The organism is Clostridium sp. CAG:265, from assembly GCF_000436575.1.
GTDB lineage: Bacteria > Bacillota > Clostridia > Clostridiales > Clostridiaceae > Clostridium > Clostridium lentum.
In genome coordinates this window covers 74233-98770 of record NZ_FR886618.1, presented here as the reverse complement: position 1 = coordinate 98770, position 24538 = coordinate 74233, and the positions used below count along the sequence as shown (strand labels likewise).

Annotated in this window: 23 protein-coding genes, 2 pseudogenes and 1 riboswitch; of the genes and pseudogenes, 17 read left to right on the top strand and 8 right to left on the bottom strand. The window is 27.6% G+C overall.

Annotated elements, in window-relative coordinates; translation table 11 throughout:
- The first annotated feature begins 34 nt into the window (after window positions 1-34).
- The 3 genes from Q5O29_RS07025 (at window position 35) to Q5O29_RS07015 (ending at window position 5386) form a co-directional block, all read left to right on the top strand.
- Entirely contained in the window at window positions 35-2137 is a 2103-nt protein-coding gene (locus tag Q5O29_RS07025; RefSeq protein ID WP_022212256.1) for a UvrD-helicase domain-containing protein, read from the top strand.
- A 159-nt stretch (window positions 2138-2296) separates the two neighbouring features.
- A riboswitch (Lysine riboswitch) is annotated at window positions 2297-2472 on the top strand.
- A 202-nt stretch (window positions 2473-2674) separates the two neighbouring features.
- Window positions 2675-4117 (top strand): YfcC family protein, encoded by a 1443-nt coding sequence (locus Q5O29_RS07020; protein WP_022212255.1) that lies wholly within the window; start codon window positions 2675-2677, stop codon window positions 4115-4117.
- 135 nt (window positions 4118-4252) lie between these two features.
- Complete coding sequence (locus Q5O29_RS07015) at window positions 4253-5386, top strand: M20 family metallopeptidase (protein WP_022212254.1); 1134 nt, start codon at window positions 4253-4255, stop codon at window positions 5384-5386.
- A 58-nt stretch (window positions 5387-5444) separates the two neighbouring features.
- Here the strand turns inward: Q5O29_RS07015 and Q5O29_RS07010 are convergent, their stop codons facing one another.
- Window positions 5445-6767, bottom strand: coding sequence for a GHKL domain-containing protein (locus tag Q5O29_RS07010; protein WP_022212253.1), 1323 nt, complete (start codon window positions 6765-6767; stop codon window positions 5445-5447).
- A complete protein-coding gene (locus Q5O29_RS07005) occupies window positions 6760-7473 on the bottom strand; it encodes a LytTR family DNA-binding domain-containing protein (RefSeq protein ID WP_022212252.1) in 714 nt (237 codons plus the stop codon). The genes Q5O29_RS07010 and Q5O29_RS07005 overlap by 8 nt, the downstream gene beginning before the upstream one ends.
- Before the next feature lie 232 nt (window positions 7474-7705).
- On the opposite strand from Q5O29_RS07005, the gene Q5O29_RS07000 reads away from it, so the two are divergent.
- From Q5O29_RS07000 to Q5O29_RS06970, 7 genes are all read left to right on the top strand, one after another.
- Window positions 7706-7858, top strand: coding sequence for a hypothetical protein (locus Q5O29_RS07000; RefSeq protein WP_022212251.1), 153 nt, complete (start codon window positions 7706-7708; stop codon window positions 7856-7858).
- A gap of 81 nt (window positions 7859-7939) precedes the next feature.
- Window positions 7940-8119 carry a hypothetical protein gene (locus Q5O29_RS06995; RefSeq protein ID WP_022212250.1) on the top strand — a complete coding sequence of 60 codons (180 nt, stop codon included), beginning with the start codon at window positions 7940-7942 and terminating at the stop codon, window positions 8117-8119.
- A gap of 14 nt (window positions 8120-8133) precedes the next feature.
- On the top strand, window positions 8134-9006 hold the full coding sequence (locus Q5O29_RS06990; RefSeq protein ID WP_022212249.1) for a radical SAM protein: 873 nt from the start codon (window positions 8134-8136) through the stop codon (window positions 9004-9006).
- Between the two features lie 14 nt (window positions 9007-9020).
- Complete coding sequence (locus Q5O29_RS06985) at window positions 9021-10193, top strand: metalloprotease (RefSeq protein ID WP_022212248.1); 1173 nt, start codon at window positions 9021-9023, stop codon at window positions 10191-10193.
- Between the two features lie 191 nt (window positions 10194-10384).
- Window positions 10385-11116 (top strand): ABC transporter ATP-binding protein, encoded by a 732-nt coding sequence (locus Q5O29_RS06980; protein WP_022212247.1) that lies wholly within the window; start codon window positions 10385-10387, stop codon window positions 11114-11116.
- On the top strand, window positions 11109-11861 hold the full coding sequence (locus tag Q5O29_RS06975; protein WP_022212246.1) for an ABC transporter permease subunit: 753 nt from the start codon (window positions 11109-11111) through the stop codon (window positions 11859-11861). The genes Q5O29_RS06980 and Q5O29_RS06975 overlap by 8 nt, the downstream gene beginning before the upstream one ends.
- Before the next feature lie 16 nt (window positions 11862-11877).
- Window positions 11878-12681, top strand: coding sequence for an ABC transporter permease (locus Q5O29_RS06970; protein ID WP_022212245.1), 804 nt, complete (start codon window positions 11878-11880; stop codon window positions 12679-12681).
- Window positions 12682-12810: 129 nt separating this feature from the next.
- On the opposite strand, the gene Q5O29_RS06965 is transcribed toward Q5O29_RS06970, so the two are convergent.
- On the bottom strand, window positions 12811-12963 hold the full coding sequence (locus tag Q5O29_RS06965; RefSeq protein ID WP_022168688.1) for a hypothetical protein: 153 nt from the start codon (window positions 12961-12963) through the stop codon (window positions 12811-12813).
- An 85-nt stretch (window positions 12964-13048) separates the two neighbouring features.
- Window positions 13049-14134 carry a PRK06851 family protein gene (locus tag Q5O29_RS06960; protein ID WP_022212244.1) on the bottom strand — a complete coding sequence of 362 codons (1086 nt, stop codon included), beginning with the start codon at window positions 14132-14134 and terminating at the stop codon, window positions 13049-13051.
- A gap of 183 nt (window positions 14135-14317) precedes the next feature.
- Here Q5O29_RS06960 and Q5O29_RS06955 point away from each other — a divergent pair, with 183 nt between their 5' ends.
- The 5 genes and pseudogenes from Q5O29_RS06955 to Q5O29_RS06935 all read left to right on the top strand — a co-directional run.
- On the top strand, window positions 14318-15151 hold the full coding sequence (locus Q5O29_RS06955; protein ID WP_022168690.1) for a transporter substrate-binding domain-containing protein: 834 nt from the start codon (window positions 14318-14320) through the stop codon (window positions 15149-15151).
- A gap of 16 nt (window positions 15152-15167) precedes the next feature.
- The gene (locus tag Q5O29_RS06950) at window positions 15168-15848 is read left to right on the top strand and encodes an amino acid ABC transporter permease (RefSeq protein WP_022212243.1); all 681 of its coding nucleotides are present in this window, start codon (window positions 15168-15170) and stop codon (window positions 15846-15848) included.
- The gene (locus Q5O29_RS06945; protein WP_022212242.1) at window positions 15835-16557 is read left to right on the top strand and encodes an amino acid ABC transporter ATP-binding protein; all 723 of its coding nucleotides are present in this window, start codon (window positions 15835-15837) and stop codon (window positions 16555-16557) included. Before Q5O29_RS06950 ends, Q5O29_RS06945 begins: the two co-directional genes overlap by 14 nt.
- 118 nt (window positions 16558-16675) lie before the next feature.
- Window positions 16676-19282, top strand: a complete 2607-nt coding sequence (locus Q5O29_RS06940) for a tetratricopeptide repeat protein (protein WP_022212241.1) — start codon at window positions 16676-16678, stop codon at window positions 19280-19282.
- Window positions 19275-19678 (top strand): annotated as a pseudogene (locus tag Q5O29_RS06935) (Fic family protein); the annotation flags it as partial. The gene Q5O29_RS06940 and the pseudogene Q5O29_RS06935, both read left to right, overlap by 8 nt.
- Window positions 19679-19793: 115 nt before the next feature.
- Here the strand turns inward: Q5O29_RS06935 and Q5O29_RS06930 are convergent.
- Window positions 19794-20972: a cation diffusion facilitator family transporter gene (locus Q5O29_RS06930; RefSeq protein WP_022212240.1), complete on the bottom strand. Its 1179-nt coding sequence runs from the start codon at window positions 20970-20972 to the stop codon at window positions 19794-19796.
- A 163-nt stretch (window positions 20973-21135) separates the two neighbouring features.
- Between Q5O29_RS06930 and Q5O29_RS06925 the strand changes: the two genes are divergently transcribed.
- Window positions 21136-22431 (top strand): M18 family aminopeptidase, encoded by a 1296-nt coding sequence (locus Q5O29_RS06925; protein ID WP_022212239.1) that lies wholly within the window; start codon window positions 21136-21138, stop codon window positions 22429-22431.
- 53 nt (window positions 22432-22484) lie between these two features.
- Here Q5O29_RS06925 and Q5O29_RS06920 read toward each other — a convergent pair whose 3' ends face one another.
- Window positions 22485-22913, bottom strand: a complete 429-nt coding sequence (locus Q5O29_RS06920; protein WP_022212238.1) for a prepilin-type N-terminal cleavage/methylation domain-containing protein — start codon at window positions 22911-22913, stop codon at window positions 22485-22487.
- A gap of 260 nt (window positions 22914-23173) precedes the next feature.
- Between Q5O29_RS06920 and Q5O29_RS06915 the strand changes: the two are divergent.
- Window positions 23174-23929, top strand: a pseudogene (locus Q5O29_RS06915) (hypothetical protein).
- A 168-nt stretch (window positions 23930-24097) separates the two neighbouring features.
- On the opposite strand, the gene Q5O29_RS06910 reads toward Q5O29_RS06915, so the two are convergent.
- Complete coding sequence (locus Q5O29_RS06910; protein WP_022212236.1) at window positions 24098-24262, bottom strand: hypothetical protein; 165 nt, start codon at window positions 24260-24262, stop codon at window positions 24098-24100.
- Window positions 24263-24285: 23 nt separating this feature from the next.
- The gene (locus Q5O29_RS06905) at window positions 24286-24495 is read right to left on the bottom strand and encodes a hypothetical protein (RefSeq protein ID WP_022212235.1); all 210 of its coding nucleotides are present in this window, start codon (window positions 24493-24495) and stop codon (window positions 24286-24288) included.
- Window positions 24496-24538: the final 43 nt, after the last annotated feature.

Below are 24538 nucleotides of genomic sequence, written 5' to 3'. Positions count from 1 at the left end.
ACTCCTTAAGTTACTATTGTAAGGAGGTATTACTTTGGATAAATATCAATTTCTAAAGGAAGAAGAAAGATTAGATTATACTTTACAAACGTTAAATGAGGAAGTTTTAAACTACATAGAAAAAAGAAAAGAGATAGCTAATTACATATTAGATTATAGAAAAAACTTTATAGAGGAACATAAAGATGATGAAGATGCTTTGATGGAGTATTTTGATCATGAAAGATATGTTAAGGAAGAATATTATAAGCAAATTGATAAAAAGCTAATGGAGCTTACTAAGCTTAAGGAAACTCCATACTTTGGAAAGGTAATTTTCAGTGATGAAGATGATTGTCAAGAAGAAATATATGTAGGAAGATATGGGCTTACTAAAGACGCTACTTTTGAAAGTATAATAATAGATTGGAGAGCTCCAATAGCTTCATTATTTTATAAAGGGTCATTAGGGCCAGCCACATATAAGACACCAGATGGAGAACTATCAGCTGACATATTAGCTAGAAGACAGTTTGTTATTAAAAAGGGGTCTCTACAGGGATATTTTGATTCAGAAGTTGATGTTAAAGATGAAATTCTTCAAATGATTCTTTCTTCTAACTCAGGAGAAAAGTTAAAAGATATAGTAATGACAATCCAACAAGAACAAGATGATATCATTAGAGAAGAGAGAATGAAGGTTGTAGTGGTAAATGGAGTTGCTGGTTCAGGAAAAACTACCATAGCCCTTCATAGAGTTGCGTATCTTCTATATAACTACAGACAACAATTAGGTAATAAGGTATTAGTTTTAGGTCCTAATGATATATTTGTTGATTATATTAGTGAAATACTTCCTACTTTAGGTGAAAGTGATGTGACTGAAGAGACTTTTGCTGGTTTTGCCATGAAAGAAATAGGCTTAACTGAAAATGTCCTTGATTTTACAGCTTATTTAGAAGAAGTATTAAAAGGAAATGAAGAAGTAGTAAAAGAAATCAGGTATAAATCAAGTGAAGAATTCATTAAGTTCCTTGATAAAAAATGTATGGAGTTTGAAAATGAATACTTTAACCTACAAGCACTTAATGCCTTTGATGAAGAAATAGTATCATTAAATGAAGTAGAAGAATTATTTGAAAAACACTATAAATATATGCCTTTATTTAGAAGAAGTCAAAAAGTTAAGAGAGTTCTTATATCAAAATTAAAAGATAAGAGAGATGAAAAGGTAAGAGAAATAAATGCTGAATTTAAAGCTAAGCTTGAAGTAATGTCAGATGATGAAAAGAATATTGAGCAAAATAATTTAGAATTTAAAAGACGTAATGACATCAGAGATGTTGTAAGAGAAGTGATGAATGTAAAAGCAGATCTAGAGAATTGGATAGATAATGAAAGTATAGTTGATATTTATAAGAAGTTTATGAACATAGATATGTTATCATACTTAGATCTTCCAGCAATACTATACTTAATGATTAAGCTTGATGGAAAGAAATCTAAGGCAGAAATCAGACATATAGTTATTGATGAAGCTCAAGATTATAGCATGCTTCAATTCTTAGTGCTGCAAGGATTAACTGGTTGTAGAAGCTATACTATTGTAGGTGATGTTAACCAAAGACTTGTAAAGATTGATGAAGTACCTGCCATGTTAAGATTAGAAGATATTTATGGAAAATTTGTTAAGAGATTTGATTTAAATAAGAGTTACAGGTCAACACAACAAATTATGGAATATGCAAGTAAATTATTAGATGAAAATGCTATAGTTCCATTTGTAAGAAAAGGTAAATATGATGTGGAAGAAATTGAAATTAATGATAAAGAAGATTTAATTGATACTATTCTAGAAACCTTAGAAGAATATGATGATGAAAACTATGAAAATATAGCTGTTATAACAAAAGATAAAAATGAACTTCAAATAATAGCACCAGAACTTAAAAAGTTCACTAAAATAATGGCTTTTGATAAAGCAGATATAATTTATAGAGGGGGAAAAGTTATAGTACCTTCTTATTATGCTAAAGGTCTTGAGTTTGATGGAGTTGTAGTTGTAAATTTTGATGATAACACTGATGATTTAGTAAAATATATTATGGCAACTAGAGCTTTACATCAACTTAAAATTATAAATTATAGGGAAAAATAATTTATACTTAATATAGTTTTATGTATTATAAAAGTAGTATAAATTAAAAAAATATTGATGAAATATAATATAAAAGCACGAAAAATTTATAATTATGCAGAAAATATACTTTACATTTAAGAAAAAAAGTTGTATATTGTTAAGAGAGAATTATATTATGAAGTTGATAGAGGTTGCGATATTTAAGAGTAGATTTACGGAGGTAAGCACAAAGATGTAAATTGAAAGGAAATTTCGCCGAAACATATAGTTGATGCTTTGAAACTGTAGTGTTGGGGTTATGTAAAATATACATAAAACTGTCACAAATTAATTTGTGAAGAGCTATTACTTAACGATTATATTATTGATAATAATACTTTTATTATAATATTTGGTATTTTAGTGATTATATAGTCTTGAGTGAGAAGCTCAAGGCTTTTTTATTATTTTAAAATTAAATGTGAATAGCTATTACTTATTAGTTAAAATTTTTTAAAAAATTATTTTTTTCAAACTATTGTGACAAAATATTATAAATAGGGGGATTTTAAAATAATGCAAAATGTATCAGGTAAAGAAAGACAAGGTTTCTGGAAAAGATTTAATGGTGGAATAAAAGTTCCACATACATTAGTTATTATTTTTTCAATAATAATTTTAATGGCAATAGCAACATATATAGTGCCAGGTGGTACATATGAAAGAGTAGCTACTGAAGTTAATGGACAAATTAGAACTGTAGTTTTAAATGGTTCATTTCAGTATGTTGAAAATGAAGCACAAGGGTTGTTCCAAGTGATGCAAGCACCAGTAGAAGGAATTCAACAATCAGCAGAAATTATAGCATTCTTATTTATAGTTGGGGGTGCATTTAGTTTAATAACTAGAACAAAGGCAATAGACTCAGCTATAGCTAAGGTTGTTAATATTTTTAAGGGAAATGAGTTATTAATAATTCCTATTATATTTACTTTATTTTCTCTTGGAGGAGCAACATTTGGTATGACTGAAGAAGCTATACCATTTATAACAATATTACTTCCGTTAATGCTTGCTTTAGGGTTTGATAGTATATTATCAGTGGGAATAAGTTATTTAGGGTGTATTATAGGGTTTGCAACAGCTATGCTTAATCCATTTACAGTAGGAATAGCGCAATCTATAGCTGAAATACCTTTATTCTCAGGAGTAGTATATCGTACTATTACATGGGTTATAACTACAACAGTAGCAGTTATATTCTTAATGGTTTATGCAAAAAAAATTAAGAAGAATCCTGAGCTTAGCCCAGTGTATAAATTAGATGAAGAAAAACGTGAAAAATTAAAAGAAAATAAAAATGAAGAAATTAAATTTACATTTGCACATAAAATAATAATTGCTTCAATTGGTGTTTGTTTAGCAGTTATCATATGGGGAGTATTAAAAGAAGGATTCTGGATTCCAGAAATAGCTGCAGTATTCTTAATAACTGGAATATTTGCAGGAATAGTTGGTGGATTAAAAGCTGATGAAATGGCAGAAGCATTTATAGATGGAGCCAAAGATATGATTGGAGCTGCAATGGTAATAGGGTTTGCAAGAGCTATAGTAATAATAGCAGAAAATTCTCAAATCATAGATACAATATTATTTGGTTTATCATCATTTATAGGTAAATTACCATCATTACTAGCTGCATGTGTAATGTTACCAGTTCAAATGTTTATAAACTTCTTCGTTATTTCAGGGTCAGGACAAGCAGCATTAACTATGCCAATATTAGCACCATTAGGTGATTTGCTTGAAATATCAAGACAAACAACAGTATTAATATTCCAATTAGGAGATGGTTTCTCAAATGCTATTTTCCCAACATCAGGAGTATTAATGGCATGTTTAGGAATGGCTGGAGTACCATATTCTAAATGGTTTAAGTGGATAATGCCATTACAAATTATATTATTTGCACTAGCTATAATATTTATAACTTGTGCTATGTTGATGGGTTGGGCTTAAGAAGTTAAAAGTTAACGGTTAAGAGTGAAGGGGTAGGAGTTAAGGAATAAATTCAGTAACTTTTATCTTTTCACTTTTAGCTTTTACTTAAATAAATTGCCTTACAATTAATTTAAATATAGGAGGAAAAAAGAAATGAAGACTATAATATATAACGAAGGTCAATTAATTAAAGAAAGATTAGCTAAAATTAGTGATTATATATACAATAATCCGGAATTAGGAAATAAAGAATACAAGGCAGTTGAAGCATTAACTACATTTTTAAAAGAGCATAATTTCCAAGTAGAGTGTCCAATAGCAGATATGGATACAGCATTTAAAGCAACTTTTGATAGTGGAAAACCAGGAATGACTATAGGGTATTTATGTGAATATGATGCATTACCTAAAATAGGACACGGATGTGGACATAACATGATAGGTGCTATATCATCAGGTGCAGCAGTAGCTTTAAGTAAAGTTTTAGATGAAATTGGTGGAAAGATTATAGTATACGGAACTCCAGCAGAAGAAACTAATGGGGGAAAAGTTATTTTAGCAGAAGCTGGTGTATTTGATGAATTAGATGCAGCAATGATAGTTCATCCAGATGGAGAAACTAGAGCAAGTGGATCAAGCAGTGCTTTATATCCAATAAGATTTATATATAAAGGTAAAACAGCTCATGCAGCATCTTGTCCAGAGAAAGGAATCAATGCATTAAATAGCGTTATTCAATTATTTAATGGAATAGATGCACTTCGTCAACATGTAACACCAGATGTTAAAATGCATGGAATAATAACAAAAGGTGGAGTTGCAGCTAATATAGTTCCAGATGAAGCAGTTGCTGATTTTTATTTTAGAGCTTCTACTAAGGAAAGAGTAACTGAAGTTATAGAAAAAGTTAAGAAGATTGCAGAAGGTGCAGCTTTAATGACTGGGGCAACTCTTGAAATGGAAAGATATGAATTACCTTATGATGATTTAAAGACTAATGAAAAATTATCAGAGATGTTTAATGAGAACTTAAGAGCATTAGGTATTACAGATATAAATCCAGGTAAAGCTACAGGTGGCTCAAGTGATATAGGAAATGTAAGTCATGTTGCACCAACTATACACCCATATATAGGAATAACAGATTGTCCTATGATAGGTCATAGTGTTGAAATGGCAAAGGCTACTACAACAAAAAAAGCACATGATAGATTATTAATAGCTGCTTTAGCAATGGCATATACAGGTTATGATGTAATAGTTAGAAATGAAAGCTTAAGAAAATAAAATAATTGGTGGAAAATAAATTAACCGTGGTTTTCTTTTTAAATAAACCACGGTTAATTTAATTTCTTATCCAAAGTTCTAAAGTGAAAATATTATTTTCTATATTAGTATTAACTAAGCAGTTTTCATATTTATCGACGATTTTTTTTGCATTATATAAACCTAAACCACGATTTTCACCTTTAGTAGAAAAACCTTTTTCATTTATTTTAAATAGAGGAATATTATCTCTACAGCTATTTTGAATTACAATAACTGTACTAAGTCCTCTTAAAATAAAGGCTATGCTTAGCTTTTTTTCCTTAGTAAATTCGCACTCTTCAATGGCATTATCAATATATATTCCAAGTAATCTACTTAAATCTACAGTATTAATATTAAAGTGAAGAATTGGTTCCATAACCTCAATATCAATATTTATATTTTGACTTTCAGCTTTTGCAATATTAGCAAGAACCAAGGATTTAATAGGAATGTTTTTAAGATTTTTTAGTTTAACCTTATAGTCCTTAGTATCAACAAGTAGTCCTGTCTCAAGAATATTTTCTTTATAATATTTTTCTAGAGAATCAATATCTTTATTTTCTATATAATGATTTAGTGTTAATAAAATATTTTTATAATCATGTTTAAAAGTACGTAAGTTATTATAAAGATTTTCTACATTAGTTGTATATTCCTGCAATCTTTCCATATCCATTTTATTATTAAATAGTTCTGTTTGTTTAATTAAATACTGATTATAAAAATAGCTCATTAGTATATTGCAAGTTAAATATGAAACAAACAAAATAAAGTTTATTGCATATATTCTTATGTCATTTATATTTAAGATATTATAAGTTATAAATGTTATAGCAATGGAAAATAAAGAAAATAATATAGTTAATATTAAAAACATCTGTTTATTAAATTTAAAGTTTTTATAATTTAAAATATAATTAAAGCAATTTATATTTAATAATTTACTTAATATAATGGATAAAATCATTGCTAAAATACTAGATAAAATAATATAACTAATAAATAATGTACTATTCAATGATGTATTTATGAATGCTTTTAAAAATAAGTTCACTATAGCATCAGATATAAAATAATTTATCAAAACTAAGATTGAAGTTAATATTGCAAGAACCTTGCTAATTTTATTAAAGTATATATCAAGTTTGATTAAAATAAATAATAATAACAATATAGATATTCCACCACTAACTCTAAATAAAGCTAATGATATGATTAGTGAAAAAAATAAATAAGTAAAAAATGTTTTAGTATTGTAATGTATCTTTCTAAATATCATATATGAAATTAAAAGTATAATACTAAAGAAGAAAAACAATGCTTGTCTAATTAATTCACTCATAACATCGCTATTCATATAACCCCTTAATTAACCTAAATGAAGCTAAACATTCAGCACCATTATCCATATAGACTATTCTATTAATTTTATTAATTTCTTTAATTCTATTTTTATTTACTATATAAGCTCTATGGCATCTATAAAATCTATCATCAAGATTTTTAGAAATCTCCTTTAAGGTAGTAAATATTTCAGTTTTTCTATTAGACTCATGAATAATTATTTTATGAGAATTAGTAGATGTTTCAATAAATACAATATCCTTTAACAGTATTTTTATAATTCTATCATCTAAAGTAAGAGTTAAAGTTTTAACATCTGATTTTTCCTTATTAATATGTTTATGTATATGAGATAAACATTCATTAATACGAAAGTCTATTTCATTAACATTATCTTTCAATATAAAGTCCATTGCTTCTACTCGATATTTAAAAGTAAGATAAGTAAGTTCAGAATGGGTTGTTATAAATATTATGTATCCTAAAGAGTCAATATCTCTAATCTTTTCTGCAAGCTTAAATCCATTAATTTTATTATTAAGATCAACATCTAAAAAGTATATATCACCACTTCCTATATTTTTCAATACATCTTCAGGATTAGCAGTAGATAGTTTAATTCTAAATGAATAATCATTTTTAGCAATGGAATTTTTAATAAATTTTTCAATGGTAGAACGTTGAATATTATCATCTTCACAAATTACTATATTTAACATAATTTACCTCCTTGTTAAGAATTATATCATTTTATTTAAAAAAATGGAATAAATTAAAAATACAAATAGTGAGTATTTGTTTAAATTTAGTTCCCAAACGTAAAAAATAACACGAGAAACATAATAAAAGCATAGATGGGGAAATAAATGGTAATAATATGCGAAAAAGATTTATACTAAGTTTGTAAGTTTATTACAGAAATAAAAAAGTAAAAATTAGGAGGAATAAAAAATGAAATTAAACAATGATGTAAAGGAATTAAATGTGAATGAGGTAGAAGTAAAAGAAATTTTACTAGAAGAGGTTACAACATTAGAAGAGACAGTTACACCAGGAATTGGTATAGTTTGTGGAAGTGGATGCTGGGGAATAGTTTGCTGGTAATTTGAATCAATAAAAATTCTTTTGTATATCATTAGCAAAGATTAGTGATATAAAAAAGAAAAATATTTTAGAGGGGGAAGTATGAGAATTCATTTTATAGAGGACGATAATAAAAAAGTAATGTTTTTTCCTGATTCCTTAAGATTTTATAAGATTAATGATATAAGTAAAGAAATAGTAGAAAGCATCATAGAAGGTAAAAGTGAAAGCGAAATAGTAGAAAAATTTAATTTTTTGGTGGGGAACCAACGTTTAATTTAGATGTAATAGAGTTTGTGTGTAAATATTTTAAAGAAAAATTTGAAAAGAAAGAAATTGATTATATACCAACTTACGGAACTGTCACAAATGGAACAAATGTCAGTGATAGATTTATTAAGTTAATTAATGATAATAAAATACAAGTTACAGTAAGTTTTGATGGGCCCGAGCAAGTAAATGATAAGATGAGAATATTTAAAAGCGGTAAGGGAACTACAAGTACTATATTAAATAATATTAAAAAGCTTCAATCCAAAACAAATGAGCCACAAGGAATTGAAGTTACTTATAATAGTGCACATGTTGAGGAAAATTTATCAGTTAAAGATGTAGTTAAATATATTAAAGATGATATAAAGGTGGACAATATTCATCTTGTACCTGTTAGTGGAGATGAAGATAGTAATTTTACGTTGAAAAATACAGATGCATTCAAAGAGTCTGTTAAAGATATATTTGAAGAAAAAGTAAATAACAATAAGGATTATACATACTCATTAATAACAAGAGTAATACAAGCTTTAAATTTAAGAAAGACAAATAAATATATATGTGAAGCCGGAATATCAAATTATTCATTTTCAGTATTAGGAGATATATATCCTTGTTTTATGTTAACAGATATTGAAAAATTTAAAATTGGAAATGTATATGATTCAGAGGTTTTTGATGGAGTACAGTATAAAAATATTATAAATAAGTTAGAGTCATTTAGTAAATTTAAAGACTCTAAGTGTGAAAATTGCTTTAATAATAAAATATGTACAGGTTGCATAGGATCAAATTATTTTAAAACAGGAAATATACATGATACAAAAGAAGAGGATTGCATTATGTATAGAAGTATTACAGAAAAAGTAATATTAGAATTGGCTTCAGCTAATTAAAGGGAGATGGTAGTATGAGTTATAAGCCAATTGCATTAAATAATATTAGTTGTTCTTTATTATATCATTATGATGATAAAGATGATGTGTATTCTATAGGAAATATTGAAAAAGACAAATATATAGAAGTAAAAGAGAGTAATAAGGATGCAATTCTTTATACAATAAAGCAGCTTAATGGAAAAAATACAATAGATGAAGTAGAGCAATTAGTTAGAGAAAAGATAAAATGTAAAATAAATGTTCAAGAATTAGTCAAAATACTTGAAAAAGCAGCATTATTAGAAGAAATAGATGAAAAAAAAGTTGAAAGAGGAGAATTTGACATACTTTCTTTAAACTTAGTAAAGTATGAATTATTGAGATATGAAAATATATTTAAGAGGCTAAAAGTATTAGTTAATCCATTTAAAGTTATAGTTATAATACTGTCAGCAATAGCATTATTGTATGGAAATATTTTATCACATATAAAAAACTTAAATATATTTGAGCTTAGTAATAATCATATTTTTATTTTTGTTGCAACGCTTATAATTATGGGAATAAGCATGTTTATACATGAAATATCACATGGGGTAGTAGCTTATAAATATGGTCTTATACCAAAGCAGTTAGTAATATCATTATATTTATGTATAACTCCAATTGTATATTTAAAAATACCTGGAATATATACTGTAAATCCTAAAACAAGGATAAAAATATGGTCAGCGGGAATAGTTTCAAATCTATTTTTAGCAAGTTTAAGTATTATAATATACAATATTATGGGGCAATTTGGGGCTTCAGAAATAATAAGTAAATTATTTTTACTAAGTTTTTATGTAAATTTTGTATTAATAATATCAAATTTATTTCCTTTACTACCTTTAGATGGATATTTTATATTATCAACTTTAATGAAAAAGCCTAATTTAAGAAAACAATCTTTTGTAGATTTTAAAAATATGGTATTGGGAAAAAAAGTAAAGTTTAAAGCAGTATATTTCATTTATTTCCTTTTATCAATAGGAATTATGGTATATATATTTGGAAGTCAGGTTTTTAACGCATATACTATATTTATAACAAATTTAAAGATATCTGATAATTTTATAGAATCTTTATGGGCCATAAAGTTTTATATTATTATAATTTTGTTATTTGTAGTAAGTAAAATAAAGAGGTTTATAATCATAGGATAGAATAGAGATTGAAAATGAGCAGTTATGAGAGTAATGCTCATTTTTTTTTAGAAATAATAATTAAAAAATATATAAATAATCGTAAAAATTTAACGTTTAGGCAGGTATAGTTGTAATTGAAGTAAATAAATATTTTAGTATTAAAATTACGTTTAAAATTTAGATATAGAAAAGAAAAGAGGAATTTGGATATGAGGAATATAATTGAAACTAGGGATTTAACTAAAGTATTTAAGGATACTAAAGTTGTAAATAAAGTTAATATATCAGTAAAAGAAGGAGATATTTATGGATTCTTAGGACCAAATGGAGCTGGAAAGAGTACAACAATAAAAATGATCTTAGGATTAGTTAAACCAACTGAAGGGACAGCTTTAATAAATAAATATGATATAGTATCACAAAGAAAAAATGCAATAGAATTTGTAGGGGCTATGGTTGAGGCACCAAGCTTTTATGGATATTTATCAGGATATAAAAATTTAAAGCTTTATGCAAATCTTTATCAAAAAGATGATAATAGAATAAATGAAGTTTTAGAGTTAGTAGGATTAAGCAATGCTAAAAATAAGAAGGTATCAAATTATTCTCTAGGAATGAAACAACGTTTAGCTATTGCAAGGGCATTTTTAAATAATCCTAAAATAGTAATTTTAGATGAACCAACAAATGGATTAGATCCACAAGGTGTAATAGAAATAAGAAACATTATAAGGTATCTTGCAAAGACAGAGAATGTAACCTTTATAGTTTGCTCTCACATTTTAAGTGAGGTTCAAAATTTATGTAATAGAATATCAATAATAAATAATGGTGAAATATTGGTAGAGGGTAATACAGAAGATCTTATTAAAAAAAGTAACTGTAAATGCTTAGAAGAATATTATCTTCGAGTACTAGGTTTGGAGGATAAATATGCTTAATGTTTTTAAAAATGAGATATATAAAAGTTTAACTAAAGGAAAAATATTAGCTTATTTAATTTTTCTAACATTAATAATATCTGTTATAGGAGTAATTATAAAAATTAATATATTAGATTTAACAATTGAAGATGGATTAATACAGTTTTTAAAATACAATTTGACATTTATACTTATGAAAATACTAACACCTATACTTTTAATTATAGTAACTGCTTCTGTAATAGCGGATGATTATTCAAGTGGAGTAATGAAGTTTTTCTTAATATCAAAAATAGATAAGAAAGATGTGATTTTAGGAAAAATATTATACTTAATCATTATAACATTAATTAATACATTAGTTATGTTCATTATATTTTCAATAGTGGGAGGAATTTTGGCTGGTGACTTCAGTAATATATTTTTAGGTGAGTATATTAAAGTAATGAATGCCTATATAATAACAGCCTTTGGTATGTTACCTATTGTACTAGTAACATCAGTAATATCATTAATGGTAGATAATTTTAATCAAACTATTGGAATATCCATATCAGTATTAATAGTATCACTTATGATAGATTCAATTAATTCAAAAATATTAGGAATAACACCTACATCACTTATAAGTTATGGGTATAAATTATTAGGAGATATAAGTAATAAGATGATGATAATAGCTGTTGTTTTAAGTTGTTCCTATATATTACTTTTAGTTTTAAGTAGTATAAAAATATTTAAGAAAAAAGATATGGTGTTATAAAGGAGGATACAATAAATTGATTAAGATGTTAAATGTTTTAAAAAATGAAACAATTAAATTTATAAATGAAAAAAAATTGTATATAATGTTAGGGGTGATTTTTGTACTTGTTATTTTAGGAGTAATAGCATATAAGGATATGATAAACAATGTAATGACAGGGGATGCCAGGAGAGAAACATATTCACAAGAATTTATAACAATACTTCAAAATTTTAATGGAGTAACATTTTCAAAAATGTTTCTATTAGATTTTATATATAAACCGTACTTTTCCATATATCTAATATTTATTTCAATAATAGCTGTAAATGTATTTTCAAATGATTATAAAAGTGGAAATCTAAAATTTGCATTATTAACAAACACAACAGTGACACAACTATATTTAGGGAAAGTATTATTTATGATGTTAGTTTCTACAATAATAGTAAGTATAAACTTTATATTATCACTAATATTAGGACAAATTGCATTTGGAGGATCAATACCAGTAGCTGAATTACTAGAAGTTTTAGTATTATATTTTATATCTGTCATTCCAGCAGTGGCATTTTCATTAATAATAAGCTTAATTTCTCTAACAAAACTATCACCAAATGTTATTATTGGAGCATCTATTGGAGTAATAATATTATTTGGAATCATAGATACATTAACAAAGTTTAAATATATATCACCAATAGGAATCCTATCATTTTTTGAACAAGGTATTCCATCATTTAACATTTCGATGATAATTAGTCTAGGTATGGCAGTAATATATATACTTTTATTATCAATAGGTATAGTGAAGGTAATAAATAAGGTAGATTACTAACTTTTAGATAGATGTGAAAAATTAAAATATTCATACTTAAATAAATGATGAATTAAGAAACTCTCTAGGAAGTTCCTTAATTCATCACTCATCATTCATAATTCATCATTAATTATTTATACTAATTTATTAGTATAAATAATTAAAAAGGTTTTCTATTTTCCTTAAAAGTGAACACTCTTCTGCTGTATAGCGGCAGTCATTACATATTCCTAAAAACATAAACCAAGAAGCTGGTGTTATGTTTTTATCTTTTGCTTCATAAGCATATTTGCTTTTCATAAACAAGCTTCCCTTCATTAACTTTAATTTATTTTCTTATATAATAATATATTAAGGGTAGATGTAAATGATTACAAATATTTTACTATACGTAATATTTTTCTAATTTTTTAATTACACTGTCATAAATGTTATCAACAATTGAAAAATCCATTGCTGATATATAGTAAGTTTCCAGTTCATCATGAAGAGTATGTGCCTTATCAATGAGTTTTACAGATTTAGCTATCAAGTTATAAAATAGTTTGGAGTTATATTCTATTTCACTTAATTTATCGCCAGTTATGGCATATTTAGAGTAATCTGATAAGTTATAATCTATTTGTGAAAAGTTACATTTACTTATTTCATTATTGGTTAATATGCAGGTATTTAGCTCTGGAATAAGTAAGTGTTCGATTCTTTCAGGAATGAAAGGGTCATGCATATATTCAATATAATATCCTTTCTTTTGACCACAAGAACCGATATATTTTAATATTTCAGTTTTCCCATATCCTGGTCCTCCCATTAAGACATACTTAGTTTTATAATCTTCCACTATGTTTTCTGTATAAGTAATTATACCACTAGGAGTTATGGCTGTTGAAAATAGATGTCTTTCATCTCCATATCCGCTTTTATCTCGTTTAAAAATATTATTTTTTAAGTTTTGTATAAAATTAGATATTTTTGTTGAATCAAGAGATTCATAATTGATGTTGCTCCAATCATCATGTATATATTTTGCAGAACCTAGAAATCTATAAGCTCTCTTGAAGTTTTTGCTTATTTCTCTATTGAGAGCAATGATTTCTTTTTTATGAGGTGTTAATTTATCTATATCTAATGCATCACCTAAATTAATTATTTCATCTACTGCGCCAGGAGTTATGGGATCCACAATATGGGGAGAGGTACCATCTAATATTGCTACATTTAGTTCTTTTACAACTATTCCATCCAATGAATTAGAGTCAGATGAACAATGGTGATATTCTATATTGTAGCCTTTATCAAAAAAATATTTTCCTACTTTCTTCATAAGTGATGATTTTCCAGTGCCAGGTCCTCCTTTTAAGCAAAGAATGCGATTGGCATTATCTTGAGTAAGTATATACCTATAAAATGAATAAAACCCTTTTGAGGTGTTTGAACCTGGGAATAAATTTATTTCTTTAGGTTTGGACATTATATCACTCCTATAAAAATGTTAATGTTATACATTATAGTGTATTCAAAAATATATAAAAAAGTAACAATTGGAAAATTATTATGAAAATATAAAAAAAACTATTGCATAAATATTAATACTTGATGTATAATTATGCGTGTGAAAAAGATAAATATGCATAAGTTTATGGGGGTATTTAATATGAAAAAAGGTATAATTAAAAATGTTATTGTAACAGGTTTAATTTCAATTATGGCTGTAGGCCTTGCAGGATGCGGAAATAGTGCGACGAAAAAAGAAGACACTGGTGTGTTAGACTCAATAAAAGAAAGTGGTAAGCTTGTAGTAGGTTTAAGTGCAGATTATGCACCATATGAATTTCATATAATTGAAAATGGACAAGATAAGATAGTTGGTTTTGATGTGAGCTTAGCGAAAGAAATTGCTGATGAACTTGATGTAGAATTAGAAATTAAAGAAATGGATTTTGATGCTTTAATAACTGCATTACCAGCTGGAAAAGTAGATATGGTTATTTCAGGGATGAATCCTACAGAGAAAAGAAAAAAAGCAGTAGATTTTTCAGATATATACTATACAGCTAACCATGGGATTTTAGTAAGAGCTGAAGATGCAGATAAATATACTAATTTCTCGGATTTAGATGGTTTAAAAGTTGGAGCTCAGCTTGGTTCAACTCAAGCAGAATTAGCATCTACGTTAATTAAAGATGCAAATCTTCAATTATTATCTAATGTAAATAATTTAATTCTAGAATTAAAATCAGGTAAAGTAGATGCAGTAGTTATGGAAGTAGGCGTGGCACAAATGGCTGTTAAAAATAATCCTGAGTTAGCAGTAGGAAAGCCAGTTTATGAAGAAACAGATAGTGGTAATGCTATAGCTATAGCAAAAGGAAATGAAGACTTAGTTAAAATAGTTAATGGAGTTATTTCAAGAATTACTGAAGATGGAACTATGAATAAATATATAGAAGAAGCTACTATATTATCATCGGAAGCAGTAGAAGAATAGTTAGGTGGTTTAAAATATGAATTTAGATTTTAGCTTTATAGCAGAATATATGCCATATTATTTTAAAGGCATTAAATATACATTATTAATTTCTTTTGTAGCAGTATTATTTGGTGCTATTTTTGGTTCTATACTATTTTATATGAAAAGCTCTAATTTTCATATATGGAAAATTAAACCATTAAAGATACTTGCAGTAGCATATATAGAAATTATCAGAGGGACACCTATGATATTACAAATATTTATTGTTTATGCAGGAGCAGAACCATTTTTAGGCATTGATTTAACTGCATTACAATCAGCATTTATAGCTATAGCACTAAATTCGGCAGCTTATGTTTCTGAAATTGTAAGGGCTGGTATTGATGCAGTAGATAAGGGGCAGATGGAAGCTGCAAGAAGTTTAGGAATGAAAAAGAGCACAGCAATGATACTTATTGTAGTACCTCAAGCCATAAGAAATATACTTCCTGCTATAGGAAATGAATTTGTAACAGTAATTAAAGAATCATCAATGGCTTCAGTTGTTGGTGTTGGAGAGCTTATGTATGCAGCAAAAATAGTTCAAGGCTCTACATATAGATCTTTAGAACCATTAATAGTAGCAGCTGGATTTTATTTTATATTAACTTTTACTTTAGGTAGGGTTATTTCTTTAATTGAAAGGAGGATGAAGGTAAGTGATATACGTTAATAATCTTGAAAAGAGCTTTGGCAAAAATAAGGTCCTTAAAGGTGTTAATGAGCATATAAAAAAAGGTGAAGTTGTAGTGGTAATAGGGCCATCTGGTTCAGGAAAAAGTACATTTTTAAGATGTTTAAATTTACTGGAGGAACCTACAGGTGGAGAAATAATTTTTGAAGGTAAAAACATAACTGATAAGAAAGTGAATATAAATAAATTAAGGGAAAAAATGGGGATGGTTTTTCAGCAATTTAATTTATTTCCACATAAAACAGTGTTAGAAAATATAACTATAGCACCAATTAAGGTGAAAAAAATGAAGAAAAGTGATGCAGAAGCAAAAGCAATAAGGTTATTAGAAAAGGTAGGGCTTGAAAATAAAAAGGATGCATATCCAGCACAACTTTCAGGTGGACAAAAACAAAGAATTGCTATAGCAAGAGCGTTAGCTATGGAACCAGATGTGATGTTATTTGATGAACCAACATCAGCACTAGATCCGGAAATGGTTGGGGAAGTTTTAAATGTAATGAAGAATCTGGCTAGTGAAGGAATGACAATGGTGGTAGTAACTCATGAAATGGGCTTTGCTAAAGAAGTTGGTGATAGAATTGTATTCATGGATGGAGGAAATATACTAGAAAGCGAAAAGCCACAGGAGTTTTTTGAAAATCCAAAAAATGAAAGAACAAAAGAATTTCTATCAAAGGTACTATAAACTTTCTATGGGGAGGGAGTATATAGTGGTAATAAAAGGGACACTTATATTTTATAAGTGTTCTTTTTTATACGTTTTATAATAGAATAATAGTAGGATTAATGGCAGGCAGGGTAATATGTCGAAGAAAACTGTATATAATTTTTTAGAGTTAGAATTTAGAAGATTATATGATGATATGAAAATTTTTATTGAAGATAATGAACCCAGGAAGATATTTAACAATCAAAGAAAATTACTAAAGGATATAGTGTACTATATCTATTTTAATAATGAAGTTTATTATGAAAAGAACTTAAGCTTTTATGATAATGTAAGGCTTTTAAAGGAAGCAAGACTTGTAGACGAATATGTAGAAGAAATGCTATTTGGGGCATTAAGAAATGTTGAGCTATATGAAGAGAGAATTATCACTAAAGAAGATTATTTTTATGATGAGATAGAGATAAAAAGATTAGCTGATGAAAACTTTAGAGAAATATATGAACTTATAATTTGGCTTGTCTTAACTTATGGAGAGGAAAATTATCAGTTTTTAAGAGAAAATTTAAGTGATGAATATAAAGAAATATTTGATAAGTTTAGTAATAAAAAAAATGATTTTGATAGTTTAATAAAGAGTATGAATACCTTTGAAGATGAAGACATAAAGGTAAAGGCAGCTGCTTTAGTAGAAGAAGGAGAAAAATATTATTTTGGAAAAGATGTATCACAAGACTATAAAAAGGCTATGCAATATTTTTATAAGGCAGCAGAATTTGGTGATGAATATGGTGAAGCATATTTAGGATTATTTTATGAAAAGGGCTATTCTGTAGAAAGAAATTTTTTAGCAGCTTTTAGTTGGTACTATAAAGCTGCATTAAAAGGTAATGCTTTTTCGCAAAATGCTTTAGGATTACTATATATTAATGGTAGAGGTGTTAAAAGGAATAATACTGCTGCCATGATATGGTTTCAAAAAAGTGCAGAAAACGAATATTTACCAGCTTTTTACCAGCTTGGTAGGATATATTATCTAGGCTTAGGTGTAGAGAAAAGTTATGAGAAGGCTTTTTATTGGTATAAGAAGAGTGCTGAAATGGATTTAGGGGCAGCGCAATATGCCATTTCCTTTATGTACAAAAACGGTGAAGGATGCCTAAAGGATAATTTTAAAGCTTATTATTGGATTGAGAGGGCAGCGGAAAATGGCTATGAAGATGCGTATTATATAGTAGGAAAATCATATTTAGAAGGCATATGTTATGATATGAATTATGAAAAAGCTTTTAAGTATCTGATGAAAGGATATGAAGCTTGTGATTTAAATTGTATTGAATCATTGGCAGATATGTATTTAAAAGGATTATATGTGGAAGAGGACAGGAAGAAGGCATTGGAGCTGTATTCCGTAAGTATTGATTATGGAAGTTTTCAACTATATTTTAAAGTTGGAAAGATATATGAAGAAGAGAATTTAGTGCAACAAGCCATATACTTTTATGAGCAAGGCCATGAACTTGGCGATTTAAGATGTACTCAAAGGTTAGGTGTGATTTATTATAATGGAGAAGGGGTTAGTCGTGACTTAAATAAAGCTATTAAGTATATGGAAGTTGCTGCTAAAAACAATGCTCCACATGCTATGTATGTTTTAGGAGTAGCATATTTAAGACTTAATAAATTTAAGGAAAAAACAGAAGAAATAGCTAAGGAACTGTTTTTAAGTGCATATGAGTTAAAATCACCATATGCAGCAGAATATTTAGCTTTTATTAGTCTTAATGAATTTAATGAGGGAAAGGTCATAGATGAGCAAAAGTTACTTGAATATATAAACTTTGGTGCAGAACATGGGCTCACAGAATCAGTTTTTCAGTATGGGTATATTTACGAAAAGGGCATAGCTGTTAAAAAGGATAATGAAAAGGCGTACTATTATTACGGTTTATCAGCAGAAAGTGAATATATAAAGGCTATGAATAAGATTGCAGAATGGTATTTAAAGGGTTTTTTTGTGAAACAAGATATAGATTTAGCCATTAAATGGTATGAGAAGAGCGCTGAAAAAAATGATATAGAATCATTGGAAAAGCTCATAGAGATTTATGAAAAGGCTATTGGTGGAAAAGATGAAGAGATAAGAGCTCTTTATTATGTGTTTAAGCTTATTGATGTTGATGCTCTAAGAGGAAAGTGTAAGCTTGCTTACTATTGCTTTAAAGGAATTGGTATAGAGCAAGATAGTAAAAGGGCTTATGAGATATTAAATGAAGTAGAAGAAATAGATGAAGGTACTGCCTATAATTTAAAAGGATTATTAGGTAGTGAAAGGATTATAAACTATAATCAGCAAGAAATAGTGCAGTTATTTTTAAATGGAATAGACTGTGGTAATTCAGAATGCTATGGCAACCTAGCATACTATCTTTATAATAATAATTTATATAAGGAACCAGCCTATCAAGAGGCCTTTGAAACATCTCTTATAGGTAGAAAGATTGGAGTTACTAAATGTAAATATATTTATCTAAAAAAGAAATTAGATGAAGTAATCAATAATAATGTAATATCATTGGAGGAAATTGCTTTAATAAATAAATTAAAGGAATTGATTAATAGTGGTTTTGTTTTAGCATTGCCAACAGTTATTAATTGGTATGAAAAAAGAAATATGAAGGATAATATTGCTTATTTAAAATTAAAGGAGCAGCAATATTTCTATAATTTAAAAGAAAATTGAGGGAAGTACCTTTACAACAGATGCATTACAATTGTTATTCGAAAAAAATATAGTACAAGGTACACATACGTTAGATGATGTTCAGGAAACAGTAAACTCATTTTATACGTTTGATATAGTGGTGGATCAACAAATGTTACTATTGAAGATATAGCAAGATTTCATTTTGAATTTGAACGTATTAACCCTTTCCAAGATGGAAATGGGCGAATAGGTAGATTTATTTACTTGAAGCAGTTATTAGATAATAGATTACCATTAAAATATATGAATGGAGAATCAGCTAAAGAGTATAAAAAAGCTTTATGTGAGTGTTCTAAAGAGAATATAAAAGCTTTAGTTGAATATATAGAAAGCCAAAATGATTTTATAACTGAAAATAGTAATATGTTTTAAATTGTTCAAAATTAATTATTGAACATAAAATGAAAGTTGGCCTTAAAGCCAAAAGGAACAGTAGATAGATTTGTGTAAAATGCAAATCTATCTACTGTTTTTTTGTATGATTATTTTAATGAAGTTGAAGATCTATAGTTACTATACAATTATAAGTTGGATGACCTAGTTTTACTGAGCTTTCTATAGATTCCTTTAAGTTTTCTGATTGAAAGTTATTAGTAAATTCATTTGAATCAACAACTACATCAAAGATAATATTTTTATGTTTTTCATCACCAATAACTCTAAAGTCATGATAAGATTTAACTATTGAATATGATTTTAAAACCTCTTCAATATATTTTCTTGTGGATGATATTTCATCAGTATCAACAGAAACGGGGTCCATATGGACTACTAAATATACACCAAGCTTTTGAGAAATTTCCCTTTCAGCACTATCAATAATATTATGGATAGTCATAATATTGATGTCAGCAGGGATTTCTGCATGAATTGAAGCCATAATCCTTCCAGGACCATAATTATGAATCACTAAATCATGGACACCGGAAATATGTTCATAAGATAAAACCATATCATTTATTTGCTGAACTAACTCAGCATCAGGTGCTTCACCTAGAAGAGGGCTGATAGTTTCCTTTATTAAGCTGAAACCTGAATAAATAATCACAAGAGCAACTAAAACACCAATATAGCCATCAATTGGGAGGCTAGTAAAGTTAGATGCAAAGAAGGAAATCACAACAGTGGTAGAAGTAAATACATCACCTAAAGCATCGGTTCCAGCAGCTTTAAGGGCTGATGAATTAATCTTGTTGCCTAAATTTTTATTAAATTTTGAAAGCCAAATTTTAAATCCTATGGATATTAATAAAAGTAAAAAAGGCATAATTTCAAAGGTTACTGCTTCTGGATTTAATATTTTAGAAAATGAAGTTTTAACAAATTGAAATCCAACCAGCATAACCATAAAGGAAACTACAAGAGCTGAAATATACTCAATTCTTCCATGACCAAAAGGATGTTCGGCATCAGCAGGTTTATTGGCCATTTTAAATCCTATAATAGTTATTATAGATGAAGCTGCATCTGACAAGTTGTTAAATGCATCAGCAATTATAGCAATAGATCCTGCAAATAATCCTACGAATAATTTAATAAGGAACAGTAGTGTATTTATAATTATTCCTACTGCTCCACCTAAGTTTCCGTAGGCAATTCTAACTTTGTTATCATTAATATCATCATTGTTCTTAATAAATTTTTTGATTAGAAAGTTTGATAACATAAATCACACTCCACTTTTATATTTATTATTTAATATAATAATAAACTACATTAAATAGTTAAAAAGTACAAGCTTTATTATAATTTCCTATATTGTGGAATAAATTAAAATAGTTTATATTATAGAGTATATCCAAGTTAATAAAAAAAGGGGTTCGAAATATATGGAAAGAAAACAAGCAAAAGATTTATTGGATTTTATATATAACAGTCCAACAGCATTTCATGCTGTAGAAACTGTTAAAAAGATTTTAGATGAAAATGGATTTAGAGAAATTAAAGAAAGTGATAAGTGGCATTTAAAAAGTAGAGATAAATATTATGTAATAAAAAATGATTCTTCTATCATGGCTTTTATAGTAGGAGATGAAAAGATAGAAGAAACAGGTTTAAGATTAATAGGAGCACATACAGATGCACCAGGTTTTAGAGTTAAACCAAATCCTCAAATGATTTGTGAAGGAAAATACGTTAAGCTTAATACTGAAATGTACGGAGGACCAATAATCAGTACTTGGTATGATAGACCTCTAGCTTTAGCTGGAAAGGTTGCTATAAAAGGAGCATCTCCATTAAAGCCAGAAACAAGATTAGTTAATATAAATAAGCCAATGATGATAATACCTAATATAGCTATTCATATGAATAGAGAAGTAAATGATGGTTATAAATACAACAAGCAAGTTGATACTTTACCTTTATTAGGTTTAATAAATGAGAAATTAGAAAACAAAGATTACTTAATGAATATATTAGCAGCAGAATTAAATGTAAACAAAGAAGATATATTACATTTTGAGCTTATGCCATATGAATATGAAAAAGGAACATTAATAGGAATGAACGAAGAAATGATTTCTTCAGGAAGACTTGATGATTTATGGATGGTATATGCAGGTTTAGTAGCATTACTAGATAGCAGAGATAATGCAGCAACTAAAGTATTAATATGTGTGGATAATGAAGAAATAGGAAGCTTAAGTGCTCAAGGAGCTAATTCAACATTATTAAATAACTTACTTGAAAGACTTACAATGGGACTTGGTAAGAATAGAGAAGAGTACTATAGAGCACTATCAAACTCAATAATGATTTCTGCAGATTTAGCCCATGCTGTTCATCCAAACCTTGGTGATAAAGCAGATCCAACTAACAGACCAGTATTAGAAGGTGGTCCAGTTTTAAAGATAGCAGCAGCAGGAAGCTATAGTACAGATAGCTTTAATGGAGCTGTATTTGCTGAAGTATGTAAGGCAGCAAATGTTCCATTCCAAAAGTTTGTTAATAGATCAGACTTAAGAGGAGGAACTACCATTGGTCCTGTTACAGCAGCAAACTTAACAATACCAGTAATAGATATGGGAGCACCACTTATTGGAATGCACTCAATCAGAGAACTGGCAACAGTAAAAGACAATACGTACACAATAAAAGCATTTACAGAGTTTTTCTCATTATAATAACTTGTAAAAAGGAATCCCTTGGTTTTTTTAGGGGTTCCTTTTTTATGAAGTTATTCACCAGTAGATATAGGAGAAACTGCTTTAAATGTACCGTTATCATTTAAAGTAATATCATTTTCTTCAGTATTAACAATACTATAACAATTTTCAATACTTGTGTTACTTAGTTTATTAACATCTTTATCTTCTAATAAATCAGAACCAGAAGCAAAAGTATTTACTGTTGTCTCAAGGGTATAACTGTTAGTTGATTTTACTTTAGTTGCTTCATAAGCAGTAACCACATTTTTTGCTTGATTAATTACAGCAACTTTCTTTGATTCATTTATATATCCTGTAAAGGAAGGTGTTAAAGCAGCAGCTAATATGGCAATTATAGCAATAACAACTATAAGCTCAATTAAAGTAAAAGCAGATTTCTTTTGTTTATTAATAATAGTATTTAATTTTGAGTCCAAGTCTTTATTTATATTGATCATCGTTATGCACTCCTTTCTTAATTTTTATTTGTTGCACAACATATCTCAAAGTATTACGTAAATTTTTAAAATTATACCTGAGGACAAGATAAAAGTTTTCGACAAAGTTTTATTTAATAGTTAAAAGAATATATAAGAAAATAGATGAAAAATTTAGTGGTGATGATATTTCATTACATGATGGGCTTTTTTCCATAGAATTTGTAGAATAGAACAATTCTTAAAAAGAAATCTAAAAAAGTATAAAAAATTTAAATATCATGAATAATTTTAATTATAAAATGGGAAAAACATTAATAGGAGATGATGTTATTAAAGAAGATTTATATTTCTTTAATGGATATGGAGTTTTTGATAATTACTCTATGAGCTATAAAATTAAGCTAAGGGATTTTATTACAACTCCATCTCCATGGATTAATGTCATTTCCAACGAGGATTTTGGGTTTCATGTTTCCGAGAGTGGTTCAGCTTATACTTGGTGTCAAAACAGCAGAGAAAACAAGTTGACCTCTTGGAGCAATGATTGGATTGTAGATCCTTTGAGTTAAGCTTTATATATAAGAGATGATGGTGCAAGAAAGTATTTCAGTATCACACCAGAGCCTGTTAGAGATGAAGATGTATACGATATTGAGCATGGTTTCGGATATTCTATTTTTAAACATACTGCAAATAATATTAGTGGTGAACTTACAATGTTTTGCCCTAAAGATAAGAAATTAAAGCTATGTAAAGTGCTTCTTGAGAACAAATCATTGGAGGGTAAAGGACTGACTCTATTTTACTACAGTTCAATGGTGCTTGGAGTTTATAGCTATAAAAGTGCTAAATATATTAGCACCAATATAGAAGAAAACTTCATTTATGCCCAAAATCCTTTTAATAAGTATTTTTATAAAAATAAAACCTATCTAACTATTTTAGGTGGTGAAGCATATGGTTTTAGAGAGCAGTTACAAGATTCTATGTCATTAGGAATTTTAGATTCTATGGCTTCCTTATGTGACTATTGAGTATATAAAATCTACTGGTGATTATTCCGTTTTAATTAGATGATGATATAATCCCAAAAAGTCCTGGTAAAAATGAAATAAATGTTTTCTTTTAAAAAAGGAGTTGTACACTAATTATTTAGTGGGACAGCCCCTTTTTCTTATGGAAGCTAAAATAATATTTAATGTTTAATATTTATTATTTTGTTTAGATTCTCTTTCTATTTTTTCTAAATCAGTAAATTTATAATCACTTAAGGGTGTATTTCTGCTGGTTTGAGGTACAGCATAAGCTTCATTATTAGAATTAAATACACCATCAGTTCTATGTTGTTTTTTTATTGTTTTGGTCATAATAATCTCCTTTCAAGTATTACTTATTCTAATTCGTCATCAGGGTCATCTAACATAGGGCTATTAGTATAATCAAATTCCATATATGAAATATTATTTACTACGATAGGATCCTCCGCAGGATTAGGTAAAATAGTGTCTATTCCTTCAGGAGATTTACTTATTAAGCTTTCCTCAGAAGGTTCATACCAACTTCGTAAATTAGGTAAATAAGGTTTGTTTTTTTTTGTCATAAAAATTAATCACCCTTTCTTTTCTTTAATAATATTAATAGTA